This window comes from Rhodobacter sp. 4.3.4, from assembly GCF_058724655.1.
This window is the reverse complement of the sequence record NZ_CM178967.1, coordinates 1,971,139-1,985,628: the sequence shown is the minus strand read 5'-3', so window position 1 is coordinate 1,985,628 and position 14,490 is coordinate 1,971,139. Positions and strand designations below refer to the sequence as shown.

The following is a 14,490-nucleotide window of genomic DNA, read 5'->3' as shown; positions in this document are numbered from 1 at the left end:
GGGCGGCGTTTTCTTTTGGTCCTCCACCGCGCCAAAGAAAAAGGCCGCCCCGAAGGGCGGCCCGTTTCAAACCGGATCGGCCGGCTCAGATGCCGTCGCCGACGAAGGCCTTTTCCACCACGAATTCGCGCGGCTCGGAATTGGCGCCCTCGCGCAGGCCGTAGCTTTCCAGAACCTTCATCACATCAACGTTGAACGCCAGCGAGCCGCAGACCATCGCCCGGTCGGTCTCCGGGTTCATCGGCGTGATCCCCAGATCCTCGAACACCTTGCCCGAGGCGAGGTTGTCGGTGATCCGGCCCATGTGGTGGAACTCTTCCCGCGTGGTGGTCGGGTAGTATTTCAGCTTGCCCTCGACCATCTCGCCGATCAGCGGGTCATCTTGCAGCGCCTCGACCAGCTGGCGGCCGTATTCGAGTTCGGCCACCGTGCGGCAGGTGTGCATCATGATGACTTCGTCGAATTTCTCATAGGCCTCGGGCTCGCGCATCAGCGAGGCGAAAGGCGCAATCCCGGTGCCGGTGGCGAGGAACCACAGCCGCTTGCCGGGCAGAAGCGCGTCGATCACCAGCGTGCCGACGGGTTTCGGGCGCAAGATGATCTGCTCGCCGACCTTGATGTGCTGCAGACGCGAGGTCAGCGGGCCATCGGGCACCTTGATCGAGTAGAATTCGAGCTCTTCGTCCCAGGCGGGCGAGGCGATCGAATAGGCGCGCATGATCGGCTTGCCGTTGTCATCCAGCAGCCCGATCATCACGAATTCGCCCGAGCGGAAGCGCAGCGTCTGCGGCCGCGTGACGCGGAACGAAAACAGCGTGTCGGTCCAGTGCCGGACAGAGGTCACCGTCTGCGCATCGGGCAGGACTTTCGCGGGGGCAATCGGCGTGGTCTCGTTCACGGTCGTCTCGTCTTTGAGGCCCGAAGGGGCGATGAAGAAGCGCCGCACCGGCGCATGCGAAGGCGCGGCAGGAAACATGCGCCGCAATTACCACAAAAGGCCGCGGCCTGCCATGACTATGGGCAGATGCCGCCTGCGACCTTTCGCGTCAAGCGATCACGCTGTCGCAACCGAGCCGAACAGCCGCGCGCGATAGTCATGCGCCTGCCAGTCGGCGCGGGCCAGCCATTGCGCCTCGCCCTGCCGGGCGGCCAGATCCTCGGGGATCTCCACCTCGTCAAAGCCCGAGCGCCGGGCCATGCCGTATTGATCGGCGATGATCGGCCCGCTGGCGCGCAGGCGGCCGGTATAGCCCGCATCGCGGATCAGCCGGCCAAGGGTGAAGCCGCGCCCGTCCGAGAAACTGGGGAAGAGCACCTTGACCAGTTCAGCCCCGGCCACCAGCCCGGCCAGCGCGTCGGGGGCGGTGGTGGGGGGGATCTCGACGGCAATCCCGGTAAAATCCTCGGGCGCAAAGCCCGTGTCGCGCACGATCACACTCATGCCACCTTGTCCTTGTCGCTGCCTTCGGCGGACTCCTCGGCCGGTTTGACCCGGACCATCCTGCCGCCGATGAAATGGATGCCGCATTCGGTTTTTTGCGAGCCGCGCCAACGGCCTGCGCGCGGATCTTCGCCCGGTTTCACCGGCGAGGTGCAGGGCGCGCAGCCAATGGACGGATAGCCCCGCGCCACCAGCGGATGCCGGGGCAGGCGGTTTTGCACCATGTATTCTTCCAGATCCTCGCGCCCCCAATGCGCCAGCGGATTGATCTTCATCCGCTGCGGTGTCTCGACCTCGAAGAAGTCGATCTCGGCGCGCGTCGCGCCCTGATAGCGCTTGCGCCCGGTGATCCAGGCGTCAAAGCCCGAGAGCGCGGTTTCCAGCGGCACGGTCTTGCGCAGATTGCAGCAGGCGTCGGTGTCGAACTGATAAAGCGTGCCATCGGGGTCCTCCAGCGCCAGCGCGGCTTTCGTCGCGCGGATGGTGCGGATCTCCGACAGGCCCAGTTTCGAAGCGACCTCCTGCTGATAGGCCAGCGTCTCGGGAAACAGCATCATCGTGTCGACGAAAAGCACCGGCGTCGCCGGGGCGATCAGCGAGACCATGTGCAGCAGCACGACCGATTCTGCGCCGAACGAGCTGACCATCGCCACCCGCCCGGTGTCGGGATCGGCCAGCGCCTTTTCCATCACCGCAATCGCGGCATGATGCCGATAGCGGTCATTGAGCGCCGCAACGCGGGGGCCGATGTCAGGCAGCATCCTGGGCCTCATCATAAAGGGCGGCGCGGAAGGGCTCGCGCCCCAGCCGGTGCAGCGTGGCAAGAAAGGTTTCGCTCTCCGAAAGCCGCAGCGCCAGATAGGCGCGCACCAGCCGCTCGATCGCGGGCACGACCGCGTCATAGGCAAAGCCCGGCCCCATCTTTTCGCCGATCGCGGCCTCGGGCCCCTCGGCGCCGCCAAGGGTGATCTGGTAATTCTCGGCTCCGGCGCGATCAAGGCCAAGGATGCCGATGGCGCCCAGATGGTGATGACCGCAGGCGTTGATGCAGCCCGAGATTTTCAGGGGCAGCGGCCCGATGGTGTCGACCAGATCCAGCGTCTCGAAATGCCGCGCGATATCCTGCGCCAGCGGGATCGACCGCGCCGTGGCCAGCGCGCAGTAATCCATTCCCGGGCAGGCGATCATGTCGGAAATCAGCCCGACATTCGCCGCCGCGAGGCCAACCTTGCGCAGCGCGGCATGAAGGGCGGGCAGATCGGCGCGGGCGACATGGGGCAGAACGATGTTCTGCATGTGGGAAATGCGCAGCTCGCCATAGCCGTAAAGGTCGGCCAGATCCGCCACGGCCCGCATCTGCGCCGCCGAGACATCGCCCGGTTCCTCGCCCGGGGTCTTGACCGAGATCGTCACCACCGCATGATCGGGGCGCTTGTGATCGGTGACGGAGTGCTTCGCCCAGGCGGCGAAAGCCGGATCGGCGGCGCGCGCCTCGGCATAGGGGGCGGGGTCTTTCGCGACCAGATCGGGCAGGGCGAAATGCGGGGTGATCCCGGCCAGAAGCGCCTGATCGGCGCCGGTGAATTGCGGCTTGATGCGGGCGAATTCCTGCTCGACCAGATCGCGGAACGGCTCGATCCCGGTTTCGAAGACGGTGATCTTGATGCGCGCTTTGTATTTGTTGTCGCGCCGCCCGATCAGGTTGTAGGCGGCCAGGATCGCCTCCAGATAGGGCAGCAGATCGGCCTTGGGCAGGAAATCGCGCAGCTCGGGCGCCAGCATCGGCGTGCGCCCCAGCCCGCCGCCCACCAGCACGCGGAACCCGGTCTCGGCGCCGCGGCGGATCAGCTGCAGCCCGACATCATGGGCGCGGATCGCGGCGCGATCCTCGGGGCTGCCGGTGATCGCGATCTTGAACTTGCGCGGCAGGAACTGGAATTCGGCGTGATCCGAGGACCATTGCCGGATCAGCTCCGCATAGGGGCGGGGGTCTTCGATCTCATCCGCCGCGGCCCCGGCAAAGGCGTCGGTGGTGACGTTGCGGATGCAATTGCCCGAGGTCTGGATCGCATGCAGCCCGTCCTCGGCCAGCCGCTCCAGAATGTCGGGCGTGTCCGTGAGCTTGATCCAGTTGAACTGGATGTTCTGGCGGGTGGTGAAATGGCCATAACCGCGGTCAAAGCGGTCCGCCACATCGGCCAGCGCCCGCATCTGGTTCGACGAGAGCGTGCCATAGGGGATGGCGACGCGCAGCATATAGGCATGCAGCTGCAGATACAGCCCGTTCATCAGCCGCAGCGGGCGGAATTCCTCCTCGGTCAGGCTGCCGTCGAGCCGCCGTGCCACCTGATCGCGAAACTGCGCGACGCGATTGCGCACGAAAGCTTCGTCGAAGTCGGAATATTCATACATGTGCGGCGTCCTTGGCGGCTTCTTTCGTCGGGCGGATCGAGGGGCCCCTGGCGCGGAATTGCTCGCGCAGCGCCACCGGCACCGGCCCCTGCGGTCCTTGCGTCACATCGACCAGATAGACCCCCACCGCAACCGTCGTGTGACCCATCGCGGAAAGCAGGCGCAGCTGCGCCTCGGCCTCGTCGGTCAGCACCTCGGCCTGAGCGATATCGCGTACCCAGGTCTCGGCGGCCGAGAAATAGACCACATGACCGGCGCGCAGATCATTGGCGCTGACGACTTTCGGAACAAAGGAACGACTCATATCACAGCCTCGAGCGATTGGGCGGCGGCCGCGCGGGGGGCGAGACCGAACAGGATGACGGCGGGACCTTCCAGACGCGCGGCGGCGGCGGGCAGATCGGCAAGGGTGGTGGCGATCACGCGCTCCTCGGCGCGGGAAATATTTTCTACGAGCGTCACCGGCGTCGTGGCAAGCGCGCCGTGCATCATCAGCCGGCCTTGCAGGAAACGTGCGGCCTTCTTGCCCATGTAGATCGCGGCGACCGCGCCCGGACGGGCAAGGCCTGCCCAATCCGCCTCGGCAAAGCCCGCGATGTCATGGCCGGTGATCAGGCGCAGCTCCCGGTTGCGGCCGCGCTCGGTCAGGCTTTGCCCAAGGCTGGCGGCGGCGGCCGAGGCGGCGGTGATCCCGGGCAGGATGGTGAAGCCGATCCCGGCGGCATCAAGCGCGTCCAGCTCCTCGCCCAGACGGCCGAAGACGCCCGGATCGCCCGATTTCAGCCGCAGCACATTGCGCCCGGTGCGCGCGAAACCCAGCATCAGCGCGATGATTTCCTCTTGCGGCATATGGGCGCCAAAGCCGGTCTTGCCGGTCTCGATCCGCAGCGCCTGCGGTCCGGCCAGCGCCAGAACCTCGGCCGAGACCAGCCGGTCATGCAAGATCACATCGGCCGTGGCCAGCGCCCGCGCCACCGCCAGCGTCAGATGATCCGCGCAGCCCGGACCGGCCCCGGCCAGCGTCACATGGCCAGTGCTGCGGGGGGCGTCGGTCTCGGGCGTGCGAAGGGTCTGGGTCATGGCGGTCTCCTTTCGCGCAATATAGGAAATTTTTCCCCGCGAACGCCATGCCCCCTTGCGAATAAGGAACTTCGTTTCCTATTCTGGGTCCTGACAAGGAGATTTCCTGCGAAACGGGGGAAAAGGCGAATGGCGGTCCGGTTGGACGAGATGGATCGGAAGATCCTGTTTCAGATGCAGGAGGATGCGAGCCAGTCGCTCGACGAGATCGCGCGCAAGGTGGGCTCGTCGAAGACCCCGGTGTGGAACCGGATCCGCAAGATGAAGGATCTGGGCGTGATCGGGCGGCAGACGGTGCTGCTCGATGCCGAGGCGCTGGGGCTTGAGGCCTGTTTCTTCGTGCTGATCCGGACCTCGGAACACGAAGCAGACTGGCAGCGCCGGTTTCTGGCCACCTTGCGCGCGCGCCCCGAGGTGCTTGAGGCGCATCGGCTGGCGGGGGATATCGACTATATCCTGAAGGTGCGGGTGAAGAATGCGCGCGCCTATGACCTTTTTTATCAGGCGCTGATCTCCGAGGTGAAGATCTACAACGTCACCGCGCTTCTGAGCATGGAAGAGATCAAGTCGACGACGATTCTGCCGGTGTGACCCGGTCGGGCCGGGCAGGGGGGCGCTGCCCCCCTCTGGCCTGTCGGCCATTCACCCCCCGGGATATTTGGAGCAAGATGAAAAACAACCGAAGCTGATTTCATCTTGCTCCAAATATCCCGGGGGTCTGGGGGCAGCGCCCCCAGCCTTGCCTCAGGCCGCGTCGAGCGCGCTCAGGATCGCGCCGAAATCGGCGGCCTTGAGCGAAGCGCCGCCCACCAGCGCGCCATCGACATTCGAGGTGGCAAAGATCTCGGTTGCGTTCGAGGGTTTGACCGAGCCACCGTAGAGGAGCCGCATGCCCTCGCCCTCGGTGCCGAAGCGGGCGACAAGCTCGGCACGCATGAAATCATGCACTTCCGCGATCTGTTCCAGCGTGGGCGTGCGGCCGGTGCCGATCGCCCAGACCGGTTCATAGGCGATGACGGTATTCGCCGCCGTCGCGCCATCCGGCACCGAGCCCGCCAGCTGCGCGCCGACCAGCGCCAGCGTTTCGCCCGCATCGCGCTGCGCTTCGGTCTCACCCACACAGATCACCGCGACCAGCCCGGCGGCGCGGGCAGCAGTGGCCTTGGCCGCGACCATTTCCGAGCTTTCGCCATGATCGGCGCGGCGTTCGGAATGGCCGAGGATCACATGGGAGGCGCCGCAATCGGCCAGCATTTCGGCCGCGATGTCACCAGTATGCGCGCCTGCGGCCTTCATGTGGCAATCCTGGCCGCCGACCGCGATCTTGCCCGCCGCCGTCGCCACCATCGCCGCGACCAGCGTCGCAGGCGGGCAGAGCAGCACGTCGGATTTCGGGTCGGGATGCGCCGCGATCAGCGCCGCCACCTCGGCCAAGCTTGCCTTGGTGCCGTTCATCTTCCAGTTGCCCGCGGCCAATTTTCTGCGCATTCCTGCCTCCTTGCCAAAATCGGGCGCAGATTAGGCAGGCGCGCGGTCCGCGCAAGCAAGAAATGGGCCTCAGCCCGCGGGCGCGTCGCGGAACTTCACCGATTCGCCGCAACCGCAGCTTTCGACCACATTCGGGTTGCGGAACTTGAAGCCCGATTCGAGCATGGTTTCCTCGTAGTCGATTTCGGTGCCGATCAGGAACATCTGCGCCAAGGGTGCGATCAGCACGCGGGCCGGGCCTGCCTCGACGACGATATCCATCGGATCGGCCTCGGCGGCGATTTCCATTGTATATTCCATGCCCGCGCAGCCGCCCTTTTTCACGCCGATGCGAAAGCCCGCGGCGCCTTCGCGCGCCATCAGCTCGGCGATCTGCGCGATGGCCGCGGGGGTCAGGGTGACGGGGGGCTTGCCGGGGAGTGCGAACATGGGGGCTCCTTTCGCCCATAGCTAGGGTGCGTGGGCGGTCCGACAAGCCTGCCGGGCCGCCCGAAGAGATCAGGGCAGGAAGGGGTAGTCGGTGTAGCCCTCGGCGCCGCCGCCATACATCAGCGCCAGCCGCAGCGGGTTCCATGCCGCGTCCCGTTCCAGCCGCGCCACCAGATCGGGGTTGGCGATGAAAGGCTTGCCAAAAGCCACCGCCGCCGCCGTGCCTGTCGCCACCGCGGCGATCGCGCTGTCACGCTCGTAGCCGTTGTTGGCGATATAGGGGGCGCGGATGGCGTCGCGCAGCGCTTCCAACGCGCCCGCGGGCCAGTCGCGCGGCCCGCCGGTCTGGCCCTCGACCATGTGGACATAGGCCAGCGGCCGGTCGTTCAGCGCCGCGATGGCCGCCCCGAACAGCGCAGGCGTGTCGCTGTCGATGCCGACATTGTTGGCGTTGGAGAAGGGCGAGAGCCGCACGCCCACCCGCCCCGGGCCCCAGACCGCGACGCAGGCATCGACCGCGCCTTCAAGGAAGCGAATGCGGTTGGCGACCGGGCCGCCCCAGCCGTCGCTGCGCCTGTTCGACGTGTCGCGCAGGAACTGGTCGATCAGATAGCCGTTCGCCGCATGCACCTCGACCCCGTCGAAGCCCGCCTGTTTCGCCAGCTGCGCCGCATGGCCGTAATCGAGGAAGCTGCGGGCGATGTCCTCCTCGGTCATCTCGCGCGGCATGCCGGTTTCGACAAAGCCGGTGCCGTCGAAGGTCTTCGAGGCGGCCGACAACGCCGAGGGCGCCACCGGGGTCTGCCCGTCGATGATCGTCTCATGCGAGACGCGCCCGACATGCCAGAGCTGGATCACGATCTTGCCGCCCTCGGCATGGACGGCCTCGGTGACCCGGGCCCAGGCCGCCGCCTGCGCCTCGGTGTGGATGCCGGGCGTCCAGGCATAGCCCTGGCCCAGGGGCGAGATCTGCGCGCCCTCGGTGATGATCAGCCCGGCCGTCGCGCGCTGGCGGTAATAGTCCACCGTCAGATCGGTGGGCATCCGGTCAGGGGCGCGGTTGCGGGTAAGCGGCGCCATCACGACGCGGTTGGCGATGGAAATCTCCCCAAGCTGGCCGGGGGAAAACAGGGTGTCGGTCATCTGACCCTCCGTTCAAGAAGGCCCTCAGCCTAAAGGATCGGCAAGGTCAGGCAAGGGCCGGGCTGCACAGACGCTCTGTCCGCCCTGCACAATCACATGAAGCCAAGCTCAAGCCGGGCTTCGTCCGACATCATGTCCATGCCCCAGGCCGGGTCGAAGGTCATCTCGATCTCGCAGCGTTGCACGCCCTCGACCGCCTCGACCGCGTCGGCCAGCCATTGCGGCATCTCGCCCGCCACCGGACAGCCCGGGGCGGTCAGCGTCATGGTGATGGCGACGACGCCGTCTTCGCCGATCCTGATCGTGTAGATCAGGCCCAGATCGAAGATGTTGACCGGAATTTCCGGGTCGAAGACGGTGCGGCAGGCCTCGACCACCGAGGCGTAAAGCGGGTGCTCGATATCGGACGGGGCAATCAGCGGGGCCCCTTCGGGGAGCGCGTGTTCGGTGCTGGTCATGACTCTCTCGGGCTATTTCCTAGAGTTTATATAGGGTATCAGGGGGGGAGGTAAAGGCCGTCGCTGCGGGCGGAAAGCCGCGTGCCAGGTGGGATTTCGCCGCGGCGGGGCCTCGGCGACCCGGGCGGGGGCTCCGCCCCCGCACCCCCGGCGTATTTGCGCCAAGAAAAAACAAGCCCGGTCAGGCTGCCCTTGCGGGGGGCGTGCCGCGCCCGTCAAAGGGCAAAGGCCCCGCTTTTCCTTGGCAAAATACGCCCTTCCTTTTTTTGGGGGGGGTGCGGGGGGCGGAGCCCCCCGCGGGTCGCCTCGGGCTTGCCCGAGGCGAAAGCCTTCCCCGCCCGCTTGGAAACCCTGCCCGCGCGCGTCGCTTTCCCTTTCGGCCCGGCGCTGCTACATGCGGCCGAAAGGAGCGCCCGATGACCCAGTTCAGCTTCACCCTCTCCGCCACCGACGGCGCCGCCCGCACCGGCGTCATCCACACCCCGCGCGGCGAGATCCGCACCCCCGCCTTCATGCCCGTCGGCACCGCCGCCACGGTCAAGGCGATGCTGCCCGAAAGCGTGCGTGCCACCGGCGCCGACATCCTTCTGGGCAACACCTATCACCTGATGCTGCGCCCCACGGCCGAGCGCATCGCGCGGCTGGGCGGGTTGCACAAGTTCATGAACTGGGAGCGCCCGATCCTGACCGACTCGGGCGGGTTTCAGGTGATGAGCCTTGCCTCCCTGCGCAAGCTGACCGAGGAGGGCGTGACCTTTTCCAGCCATATCGACGGCTCGAAACACCATCTCAGCCCCGAACGCTCGATGGAGATCCAGAAGCTTCTGGGCTCGGATATCGTGATGGCTTTTGACGAATGCCCGGCGCTGCCCGCCGATGACGCGACGGTGGCGAAATCGATGCGGCTGTCGATGCGCTGGGCGCAGCGAAGCCGCGATGCCTTTGGCGACCGGCCGGGCCATGCGCTCTTTGGCATCATGCAGGGCGGCGTCACGCGGGAGTTGCGTGAGGAAAGTGCCGAGAAGCTCAAGGACATCGGCTTTGACGGCTATGCGCTTGGCGGTCTGGCCGTGGGCGAGGGGCAGGAGGCGATGTTCTCGGTCCTGGATTACGCGCCCGGCTTCCTGCCCGAAGACAAGCCGCGCTATCTGATGGGCGTGGGCAAGCCCGACGACATCGTCGGCGCGGTCGAACGCGGCATCGACATGATGGATTGCGTGCTGCCCTCGCGCTCGGGCCGCACCGGGCAGGCCTGGACGCGGCGCGGCCAGATCAACATCAAGAACGCCCGGCATCAGGATGACCCGCGCCCGCTGGACGAGGCCTGCAGCTGCCCGGCCTGCCGGAACTATTCCCGCGCCTATCTGCACCATGTCTTCAAGGCGCAGGAGATGATCTCGGGCATGCTGCTGACCTGGCACAACCTGCAGTATTATCAGGATCTTATGGCGGGTCTGCGCGATGCGATCACGGCCGGGCGGCTTTCGGACTTCGTGGCCGCCTTCCACGCCGAGCGCGCGGCGGGGGATATCGACCCGCTTTAACAGGGTGCTGAAGAAGTCGCCTTTGCGGAACAGTTTTCTTTCGGCGCAACCTGCTGGGTTTGGTTTCGGCTCGATCGACGCTGGCGATCTACATGCCTGGCGCGGTTTCCCAGCATCAGGCTGCGAGCAGCCGGGGCAGTCGGGCGAGGTTGTTTGCGGCCATGGTGAGGATGAAGCGGGAACGCACCCGTTCGACGCCGCGATAAACGGTCTGGGCCATGCCGCCGACGGTTTTGGCCCAGCCGAAAGCCTCTTCGATCCGTTTGCGGTTTTTGATCGACAGGGCGTAACCCTCGTGCCGGGTCGTGCGGCCGTCGATCGCCGAGTATCGGGATTTCTGCGCGACATGCGGGGTCACACAGGCTTGCCGCAGGTCGGCGACGAACTCGGCGGCGTCGAAGCCCTTGTCCGCTCCCAGCGTCAATCGCCGGGTCGATCCGGGGGAATTTCGATGGATCATGTCCAGCGCGGCGCGCCGTTCGGCATGGCCATCCGCCTGGGTCAGGTCGCCCTGCACGATGAGCCCGTTCCGGTTCTCCATCAGGGCATGGCCGATGAAGCAGAGCATGGCGCCGGTGCCGGGGGATTTCTTGTAAAGGCGCGCATCGGGGTCGGTGGTCGAGGCATGGGTGGCATTGGACCGCTTCTCGCCCCGGAAATCGACTTCGGCATTGCGGTTCTGGCGGTGGTCGCGGTGCATCGGGGCGGCCTCGGGCTCGGTGGGTTGGTCTGCTTCTTCGATGGCTGTGTCGGGGGCTGTGTCGGGGGCGGTGTCGGGTCCGGTCGGGCTGCCCGGATCGTCGTCGGGCGGCGTGTCGTCCGCCTTGGGCTGGAAGCTCTTCATCGACGCCCAAGCCTTGATCAGCGTGCCGTCGACCGAGAAATGGTCGTCCGACAACAGCGGCGCGACCTCGCGATGCGCCAGGATCGCCGCCATCACCTTGCGCGACATCTCGGTCGTCAGCAGGCGGTCGCGGTTCTTGGTGAAGACGGTCGGCACCCACACGGCGTCGTCAATCCCGAGACCGACGAACCAGCGGAACAGCAGGTTATACTGCATCTGTCCCATCAACTGACGCTCGGAGCGGATCGAGAACAGGATCTGGGTCAGGCTGGCCCGGATCAGCCGTTCCGGCGGGATCGAAGGGCGGCCGAAATCGGTGTAAAGCGCATCGAACTCGCCATCCAGGCTCGCCAACGCCTCGTTCACCACCTGCCTGATCTTGCGCAACGGATGCCGCGCGGGGATGCGAGCCTCAAGATCGACATAGCTGAACAGCGACCCGCTCGTCTCGTCCGTCCCCCGCATCTTTGCCCCCTACGTTACCGTGCCGAGGGTGAATCATGTTCCTCAAACCGGGCCAAGGGCCGACTTCTTCAGCAGCCTGTTAATGCCCGGCGATCAGGATGACGGCGGCGTAATGCGTCGCCGCCGCCGCGATCACATGGCCGTGCCAGATCGCGCGGGAAAACGGCATCCGCTTCAGCTTGTAAAACACCGTGCCCAGCAGATAGACCGCGCCGCCGATCCCCAGAAGGATCAGCACGGCGAGCGGCAGCCGCTCGATCAGCGGCCAGATCGCGACCAGGCCCAAAAGCCCCATCACGAGGTAGAGCAGGAACCCGGCCTTTTCGGCGGCATGAAAGAAGCCAAGCTTCATCACCATGCCGATCAACGCCAGCGTCCAGATCGTCACGGTCAGCGCAATGCCCACCTTTCCGCCCAGACCGATCAGCGCCATCGGCGTGTAAGTGCCGGCGATCAAAAGATAAATCGCGGCATGGTCGAAACGGCGCAGCACCGCGCGGGCAGGCGCATAAAGCGTCAGGTTGTAGCCCGCCGAAAACCCGAACGAGGCGATCAGCCCGACCGCATAGACGACCAGTGGCCAGATTTTCGGCCCAAGCCCCGCCATCGCCGCCCAGACCATCAGCGCCGAAACCGCCGCAACGGCAAAGGTGACGCCCAGCACATGCATCACGCCATCGGCGAAATGCTCGCGGAACGAATGGGCCAGCTCATGTCGTGTCATCGCAACCTCCGGGGAATGGCGCATCCTAGCAGCCGGGGCGGGCAAGCCAAAGGCTGACGCAGCGTCAGCCAACGGGCCGGGCAGGGGGGAGCTGCCCCCCGTCCTGCGGACTCCCCCCGGGATATTTATGGCAAGATGAAACTGCGGCCTTCATCTTGCCATAAATATCCCGGGGTGCGGGGCAGAGCCCCGCTCAACCGAAGATCACCAGATCCGCGGCCCGGTTTTCGTTGATGAGCAAGCGCCCGTTCGGCAGGTCGTTCTCCTCGGTCCGGCGCGTGGCTTCCGCCAGCGCCAGGTCGGACCAGCGCGCCATGAGGCGGCGGCGCAGTTCGGCCTCGGGCACGGCCAGCCGGACCGACAGATCGAACAGCGGCGCCAGATCGCGCCAGCCCGGGCGGGTCAGCAGCAGGTAATTGCCCTCGACCAGGATCACCTGCGCCGTGGCGGGGATCACCGCGCCCGCGGGCACGACGGCATCCGCGGCCCGATCAAAGCTCGGCACCGGGCACTCTTCGGTTGCGGCCTTCACCTGCGCCAGACAGACGGCAAGGCTTTCGACATCGAAGGTGTCGGGATGGCCCTTCACCGCGCGCAGGCCCTGCGCATCCAGCCAGTCATTGTCGCGATGAAACCCGTCCATCGGCAGGATCGCGGCGCGGCCGGGGCTGCGGGCGTTCAACTGCGCCGCCAGTTCCGCCGCCAGATGCGACTTGCCCGAACCGGGCGCGCCGACCAGCGCCACCAGCACGCGGTCTTCGCCCAACTGCCCGATGTGACCGGCCAGATCGGCGCGGTCCACCCGCAGCTCGGAGCCCATGAAGGCGCCGACATCGCCCATCGGGCCGTTGGAATCGCCCAGCCAGAATTCCGCCATCAGCCCATCGCCGCGACAAGACGGCCCAGCGCCGCCACCGGGTCCTCGGCGGTCCAGATCTCTTCGCCCACGGCGAAGAAATCGGTGACCGGGGCAAGCTCGCGCACCAGATCCTCGGTCAGCGCGCCTTCGGCCACCACCGGAACCTCGATCACCTCGGACCACCACTGGAACAGGTCGCGTTCGGCCCGGGCGCCGGTGCCAAGGCCGGTTTCGCCCACCGGACCGAAGCAGACATAATCCGCCCCGGCCTCGCCCGCGGTCATGCCGTCATGCTGCGAGGCGGCGCAGAAACAGCCCACGATCGCATCCTGGCCCAGCTCCTTGCGGGCATAGCGCACGGTGCGGGCGCCGTCGGTCAGATGCACGCCGTCAAGCCCGTGCCGTTCCACCAGCGCGATGTGGTTCTCGATCACCAGCGCCACGTCGAAGTCATGCGCCACCTGACGCACCGCATCGGCGGCACGCATCACCTTGTCCTCGTCCTTGGTCGCCAGACCCAAACGCAGGCAGGCCACCTCCTGCGCGCCCAGCACGCGCGCCAGCAGCTGCGGGAAAACGTCCAGATCGAAGCTGGGCGGGGTGGCCAGATAAAGCTGCGGGCGATCCTCGGACATGGGGGCTCCTTTCGGGTTTGGCGCCTTCTAGCGCAGGCCGCCCCGCCTTGCCAGCGGCTTTGCGCTTCTGTATCGGGGGGCATGACTTCGCATCAGACCCCCGTCTTCATCCTGATCCGTCCGCAGATGGGCGAGAATATTGGTGCCGCCGCCCGGGCGATGCTGAATTTCTCGCTTTCGACCCTGCGGCTCGTCGATCCGCGCGACGGCTGGCCGAACCCGAAGGCGGTCGCCATGGCCTCGGGGGCGGCGGGCAAGGTGCTGGACCATGCCGGGGTCTTCGCGACCACGGCCGAGGCGATTGGTGATTGCGATTTCGTCTTTGCCACGACCGCGCGCGGGCGCGAGCTGACGAAGCCGATTTACACGCCGGAGGCCGCGATGGCCGAGGCGCGGGCGCGGATCGCCGCCGGTCAGCGCGTCGGCGTGATGTTCGGCCCGGAACGCACCGGGTTGGAAAACGACGACATCATCCGGGCGAATGCGATCATCACCGTGCCGGTGAACCCCGAATTCTTCTCGCTCAATCTGGCGCAGGCGGTGCTGCTGACGGCTTACGAATTCGCCCGTCAGGGCAGTGACGCCCCCGCGATCGATCCCGGTCTGGCCGGGGCCGAAATGGCCAATGCGCTCGAAATCGAGAAGCTTGGCGATCATTACGAGGACCGGCTGGAGCAGGCCGGGTTCTTCTTCCCCGAGGGCAAGGCGCCGATGATGAAGCGCAATCTGCGCAATATGTGGAGCCGGTTCGGCCTGACACGCGCCGATGTGCAGACGCTGCACGGGATGTTGCGCCAGCTGTTGCGCAACCGCGACTGATCCGCCCGCCGGGTCGCGGGGGCGCGACATTTGCGCCAAGGGCTGCGCCCGCGCCTCGCGATGACGCCGAAAAACCCTTCCTGTCCCGAGGGTTGCGGGACGATCCGCACCGCCCTGCCGCCCGGGTCGGTGCCAATCCCCTTGCCCCC

At 66.5% G+C, this 14,490-nt stretch carries 17 protein-coding genes; 3 read left to right on the top strand and 14 right to left on the bottom strand.

All coding sequences use genetic code 11. The features are described from left to right. Window positions 1–85: 85 nt before the first annotated feature. The 6 genes from AC4PTB_RS09625 to cobA all read right to left on the bottom strand — a co-directional run bounded on the left by AC4PTB_RS09625 (window position 86) and on the right by cobA (window position 4,933). Window positions 86–976, bottom strand: coding sequence for a ferredoxin--NADP reductase (locus tag AC4PTB_RS09625; protein ID WP_492189755.1), 891 nt, complete (start codon window positions 974–976; stop codon window positions 86–88). Window positions 977–1,054: 78 nt separating this feature from the next. Then, a complete protein-coding gene (locus tag AC4PTB_RS09620; protein ID WP_492189754.1) occupies window positions 1,055–1,441 on the bottom strand; it encodes a DUF934 domain-containing protein in 387 nt (128 codons plus the stop codon). Further along, on the bottom strand, window positions 1,438–2,217 hold the full coding sequence (locus AC4PTB_RS09615; RefSeq protein ID WP_492189753.1) for a phosphoadenylyl-sulfate reductase: 780 nt from the start codon (window positions 2,215–2,217) through the stop codon (window positions 1,438–1,440). Before AC4PTB_RS09615 ends, AC4PTB_RS09620 begins: the two co-directional genes overlap by 4 nt. Further along, window positions 2,192–3,853: a nitrite/sulfite reductase gene (locus AC4PTB_RS09610; protein WP_492189752.1), complete on the bottom strand. Its 1,662-nt coding sequence runs from the start codon at window positions 3,851–3,853 to the stop codon at window positions 2,192–2,194. The genes AC4PTB_RS09615 and AC4PTB_RS09610 overlap by 26 nt, the downstream gene beginning before the upstream one ends. Next, complete coding sequence (locus AC4PTB_RS09605; protein ID WP_492189751.1) at window positions 3,846–4,157, bottom strand: DUF2849 domain-containing protein; 312 nt, start codon at window positions 4,155–4,157, stop codon at window positions 3,846–3,848. Before AC4PTB_RS09605 ends, AC4PTB_RS09610 begins: the two co-directional genes overlap by 8 nt. After that, the gene (gene cobA, locus AC4PTB_RS09600; protein WP_492189750.1) at window positions 4,154–4,933 is read right to left on the bottom strand and encodes a uroporphyrinogen-III C-methyltransferase; all 780 of its coding nucleotides are present in this window, start codon (window positions 4,931–4,933) and stop codon (window positions 4,154–4,156) included. Before cobA ends, AC4PTB_RS09605 begins: the two co-directional genes overlap by 4 nt. Before the next feature lie 129 nt (window positions 4,934–5,062). Between cobA and AC4PTB_RS09595 the strand changes: the two genes are divergently transcribed. Then, complete coding sequence (locus tag AC4PTB_RS09595; RefSeq protein ID WP_013067321.1) at window positions 5,063–5,524, top strand: Lrp/AsnC family transcriptional regulator; 462 nt, start codon at window positions 5,063–5,065, stop codon at window positions 5,522–5,524. A gap of 153 nt (window positions 5,525–5,677) precedes the next feature. On the opposite strand, the gene tpiA is transcribed toward AC4PTB_RS09595, so the two are convergent. The 4 genes from tpiA to AC4PTB_RS09575 form a co-directional block, all read right to left on the bottom strand. Continuing rightward, on the bottom strand, window positions 5,678–6,421 hold the full coding sequence (gene tpiA, locus AC4PTB_RS09590) for a triose-phosphate isomerase (RefSeq protein WP_492189749.1): 744 nt from the start codon (window positions 6,419–6,421) through the stop codon (window positions 5,678–5,680). A gap of 69 nt (window positions 6,422–6,490) precedes the next feature. Beyond that, window positions 6,491–6,850, bottom strand: coding sequence for a HesB/IscA family protein (locus tag AC4PTB_RS09585; RefSeq protein WP_492189748.1), 360 nt, complete (start codon window positions 6,848–6,850; stop codon window positions 6,491–6,493). A gap of 69 nt (window positions 6,851–6,919) precedes the next feature. Beyond that, entirely contained in the window at window positions 6,920–7,993 is a 1,074-nt protein-coding gene (locus tag AC4PTB_RS09580; protein WP_492189747.1) for an alkene reductase, read from the bottom strand. 92 nt (window positions 7,994–8,085) lie between these two features. Further along, complete coding sequence (locus tag AC4PTB_RS09575; protein WP_055208679.1) at window positions 8,086–8,451, bottom strand: SUF system Fe-S cluster assembly protein; 366 nt, start codon at window positions 8,449–8,451, stop codon at window positions 8,086–8,088. Window positions 8,452–8,867: 416 nt separating this feature from the next. Between AC4PTB_RS09575 and tgt the strand changes: the two genes are divergently transcribed. After that, window positions 8,868–9,995, top strand: a complete 1,128-nt coding sequence (gene tgt, locus AC4PTB_RS09570) for a tRNA guanosine(34) transglycosylase Tgt (RefSeq protein ID WP_492189746.1) — start codon at window positions 8,868–8,870, stop codon at window positions 9,993–9,995. 115 nt (window positions 9,996–10,110) lie between these two features. Here the strand turns inward: tgt and AC4PTB_RS09565 are convergent, their stop codons facing one another. The 4 genes from AC4PTB_RS09565 to AC4PTB_RS09550 form a co-directional block, all read right to left on the bottom strand. Continuing rightward, window positions 10,111–11,304: an IS5 family transposase gene (locus tag AC4PTB_RS09565; RefSeq protein ID WP_492189673.1), complete on the bottom strand. Its 1,194-nt coding sequence runs from the start codon at window positions 11,302–11,304 to the stop codon at window positions 10,111–10,113. 79 nt (window positions 11,305–11,383) lie between these two features. After that, on the bottom strand, window positions 11,384–12,028 hold the full coding sequence (gene trhA / locus AC4PTB_RS09560) for a PAQR family membrane homeostasis protein TrhA (protein WP_013067327.1): 645 nt from the start codon (window positions 12,026–12,028) through the stop codon (window positions 11,384–11,386). Window positions 12,029–12,221: 193 nt separating this feature from the next. Continuing rightward, window positions 12,222–12,905, bottom strand: coding sequence for a nucleoside/nucleotide kinase family protein (locus tag AC4PTB_RS09555; RefSeq protein ID WP_492189745.1), 684 nt, complete (start codon window positions 12,903–12,905; stop codon window positions 12,222–12,224). Then, window positions 12,905–13,522 (bottom strand): thiamine phosphate synthase, encoded by a 618-nt coding sequence (locus tag AC4PTB_RS09550; RefSeq protein WP_492189744.1) that lies wholly within the window; start codon window positions 13,520–13,522, stop codon window positions 12,905–12,907. The genes AC4PTB_RS09555 and AC4PTB_RS09550 overlap by 1 nt, the downstream gene beginning before the upstream one ends. Window positions 13,523–13,603: 81 nt before the next feature. On the opposite strand from AC4PTB_RS09550, the gene AC4PTB_RS09545 reads away from it, so the two are divergent. Then, window positions 13,604–14,341: an RNA methyltransferase gene (locus tag AC4PTB_RS09545; protein WP_492189743.1), complete on the top strand. Its 738-nt coding sequence runs from the start codon at window positions 13,604–13,606 to the stop codon at window positions 14,339–14,341. Window positions 14,342–14,490 lie beyond the last annotated feature (149 nt).

Excerpts from the sequence above, each read along its gene's own strand:
- cobA (WP_492189750.1), bottom strand. The coding sequence starts at position 4,933 with ATGACCCAGACCCTTCGCACGCCCGAGACCGACGCCCCCCGCAGCACT.
- AC4PTB_RS09625 (WP_492189755.1), bottom strand. The coding sequence starts at position 976 with ATGTTTCCTGCCGCGCCTTCGCATGCGCCGGTGCGGCGCTTCTTCATC.
- AC4PTB_RS09565 (WP_492189673.1), bottom strand. The coding sequence starts at position 11,304 with ATGCGGGGGACGGACGAGACGAGCGGGTCGCTGTTCAGCTATGTCGAT.
- AC4PTB_RS09580 (WP_492189747.1), bottom strand. The coding sequence starts at position 7,993 with ATGACCGACACCCTGTTTTCCCCCGGCCAGCTTGGGGAGATTTCCATC.
- AC4PTB_RS09605 (WP_492189751.1), bottom strand. The coding sequence starts at position 4,157 with ATGAGTCGTTCCTTTGTTCCGAAAGTCGTCAGCGCCAATGATCTGCGC.
- AC4PTB_RS09555 (WP_492189745.1), bottom strand. The coding sequence starts at position 12,905 with ATGGCGGAATTCTGGCTGGGCGATTCCAACGGCCCGATGGGCGATGTC.
- AC4PTB_RS09610 (WP_492189752.1), bottom strand. The coding sequence starts at position 3,853 with ATGTATGAATATTCCGACTTCGACGAAGCTTTCGTGCGCAATCGCGTC.
- AC4PTB_RS09585 (WP_492189748.1), bottom strand. The coding sequence starts at position 6,850 with ATGTTCGCACTCCCCGGCAAGCCCCCCGTCACCCTGACCCCCGCGGCC.
- AC4PTB_RS09575 (WP_055208679.1), bottom strand. The coding sequence starts at position 8,451 with ATGACCAGCACCGAACACGCGCTCCCCGAAGGGGCCCCGCTGATTGCC.
- AC4PTB_RS09595 (WP_013067321.1), top strand. The coding sequence starts at position 5,063 with ATGGCGGTCCGGTTGGACGAGATGGATCGGAAGATCCTGTTTCAGATG.
- AC4PTB_RS09620 (WP_492189754.1), bottom strand. The coding sequence starts at position 1,441 with ATGAGTGTGATCGTGCGCGACACGGGCTTTGCGCCCGAGGATTTTACC.
- AC4PTB_RS09550 (WP_492189744.1), bottom strand. The coding sequence starts at position 13,522 with ATGTCCGAGGATCGCCCGCAGCTTTATCTGGCCACCCCGCCCAGCTTC.
- trhA (WP_013067327.1), bottom strand. The coding sequence starts at position 12,028 with ATGACACGACATGAGCTGGCCCATTCGTTCCGCGAGCATTTCGCCGAT.
- AC4PTB_RS09615 (WP_492189753.1), bottom strand. The coding sequence starts at position 2,217 with ATGATGAGGCCCAGGATGCTGCCTGACATCGGCCCCCGCGTTGCGGCG.
- tpiA (WP_492189749.1), bottom strand. The coding sequence starts at position 6,421 with ATGCGCAGAAAATTGGCCGCGGGCAACTGGAAGATGAACGGCACCAAG.
- tgt (WP_492189746.1), top strand. The coding sequence starts at position 8,868 with ATGACCCAGTTCAGCTTCACCCTCTCCGCCACCGACGGCGCCGCCCGC.
- AC4PTB_RS09545 (WP_492189743.1), top strand. The coding sequence starts at position 13,604 with ATGACTTCGCATCAGACCCCCGTCTTCATCCTGATCCGTCCGCAGATG.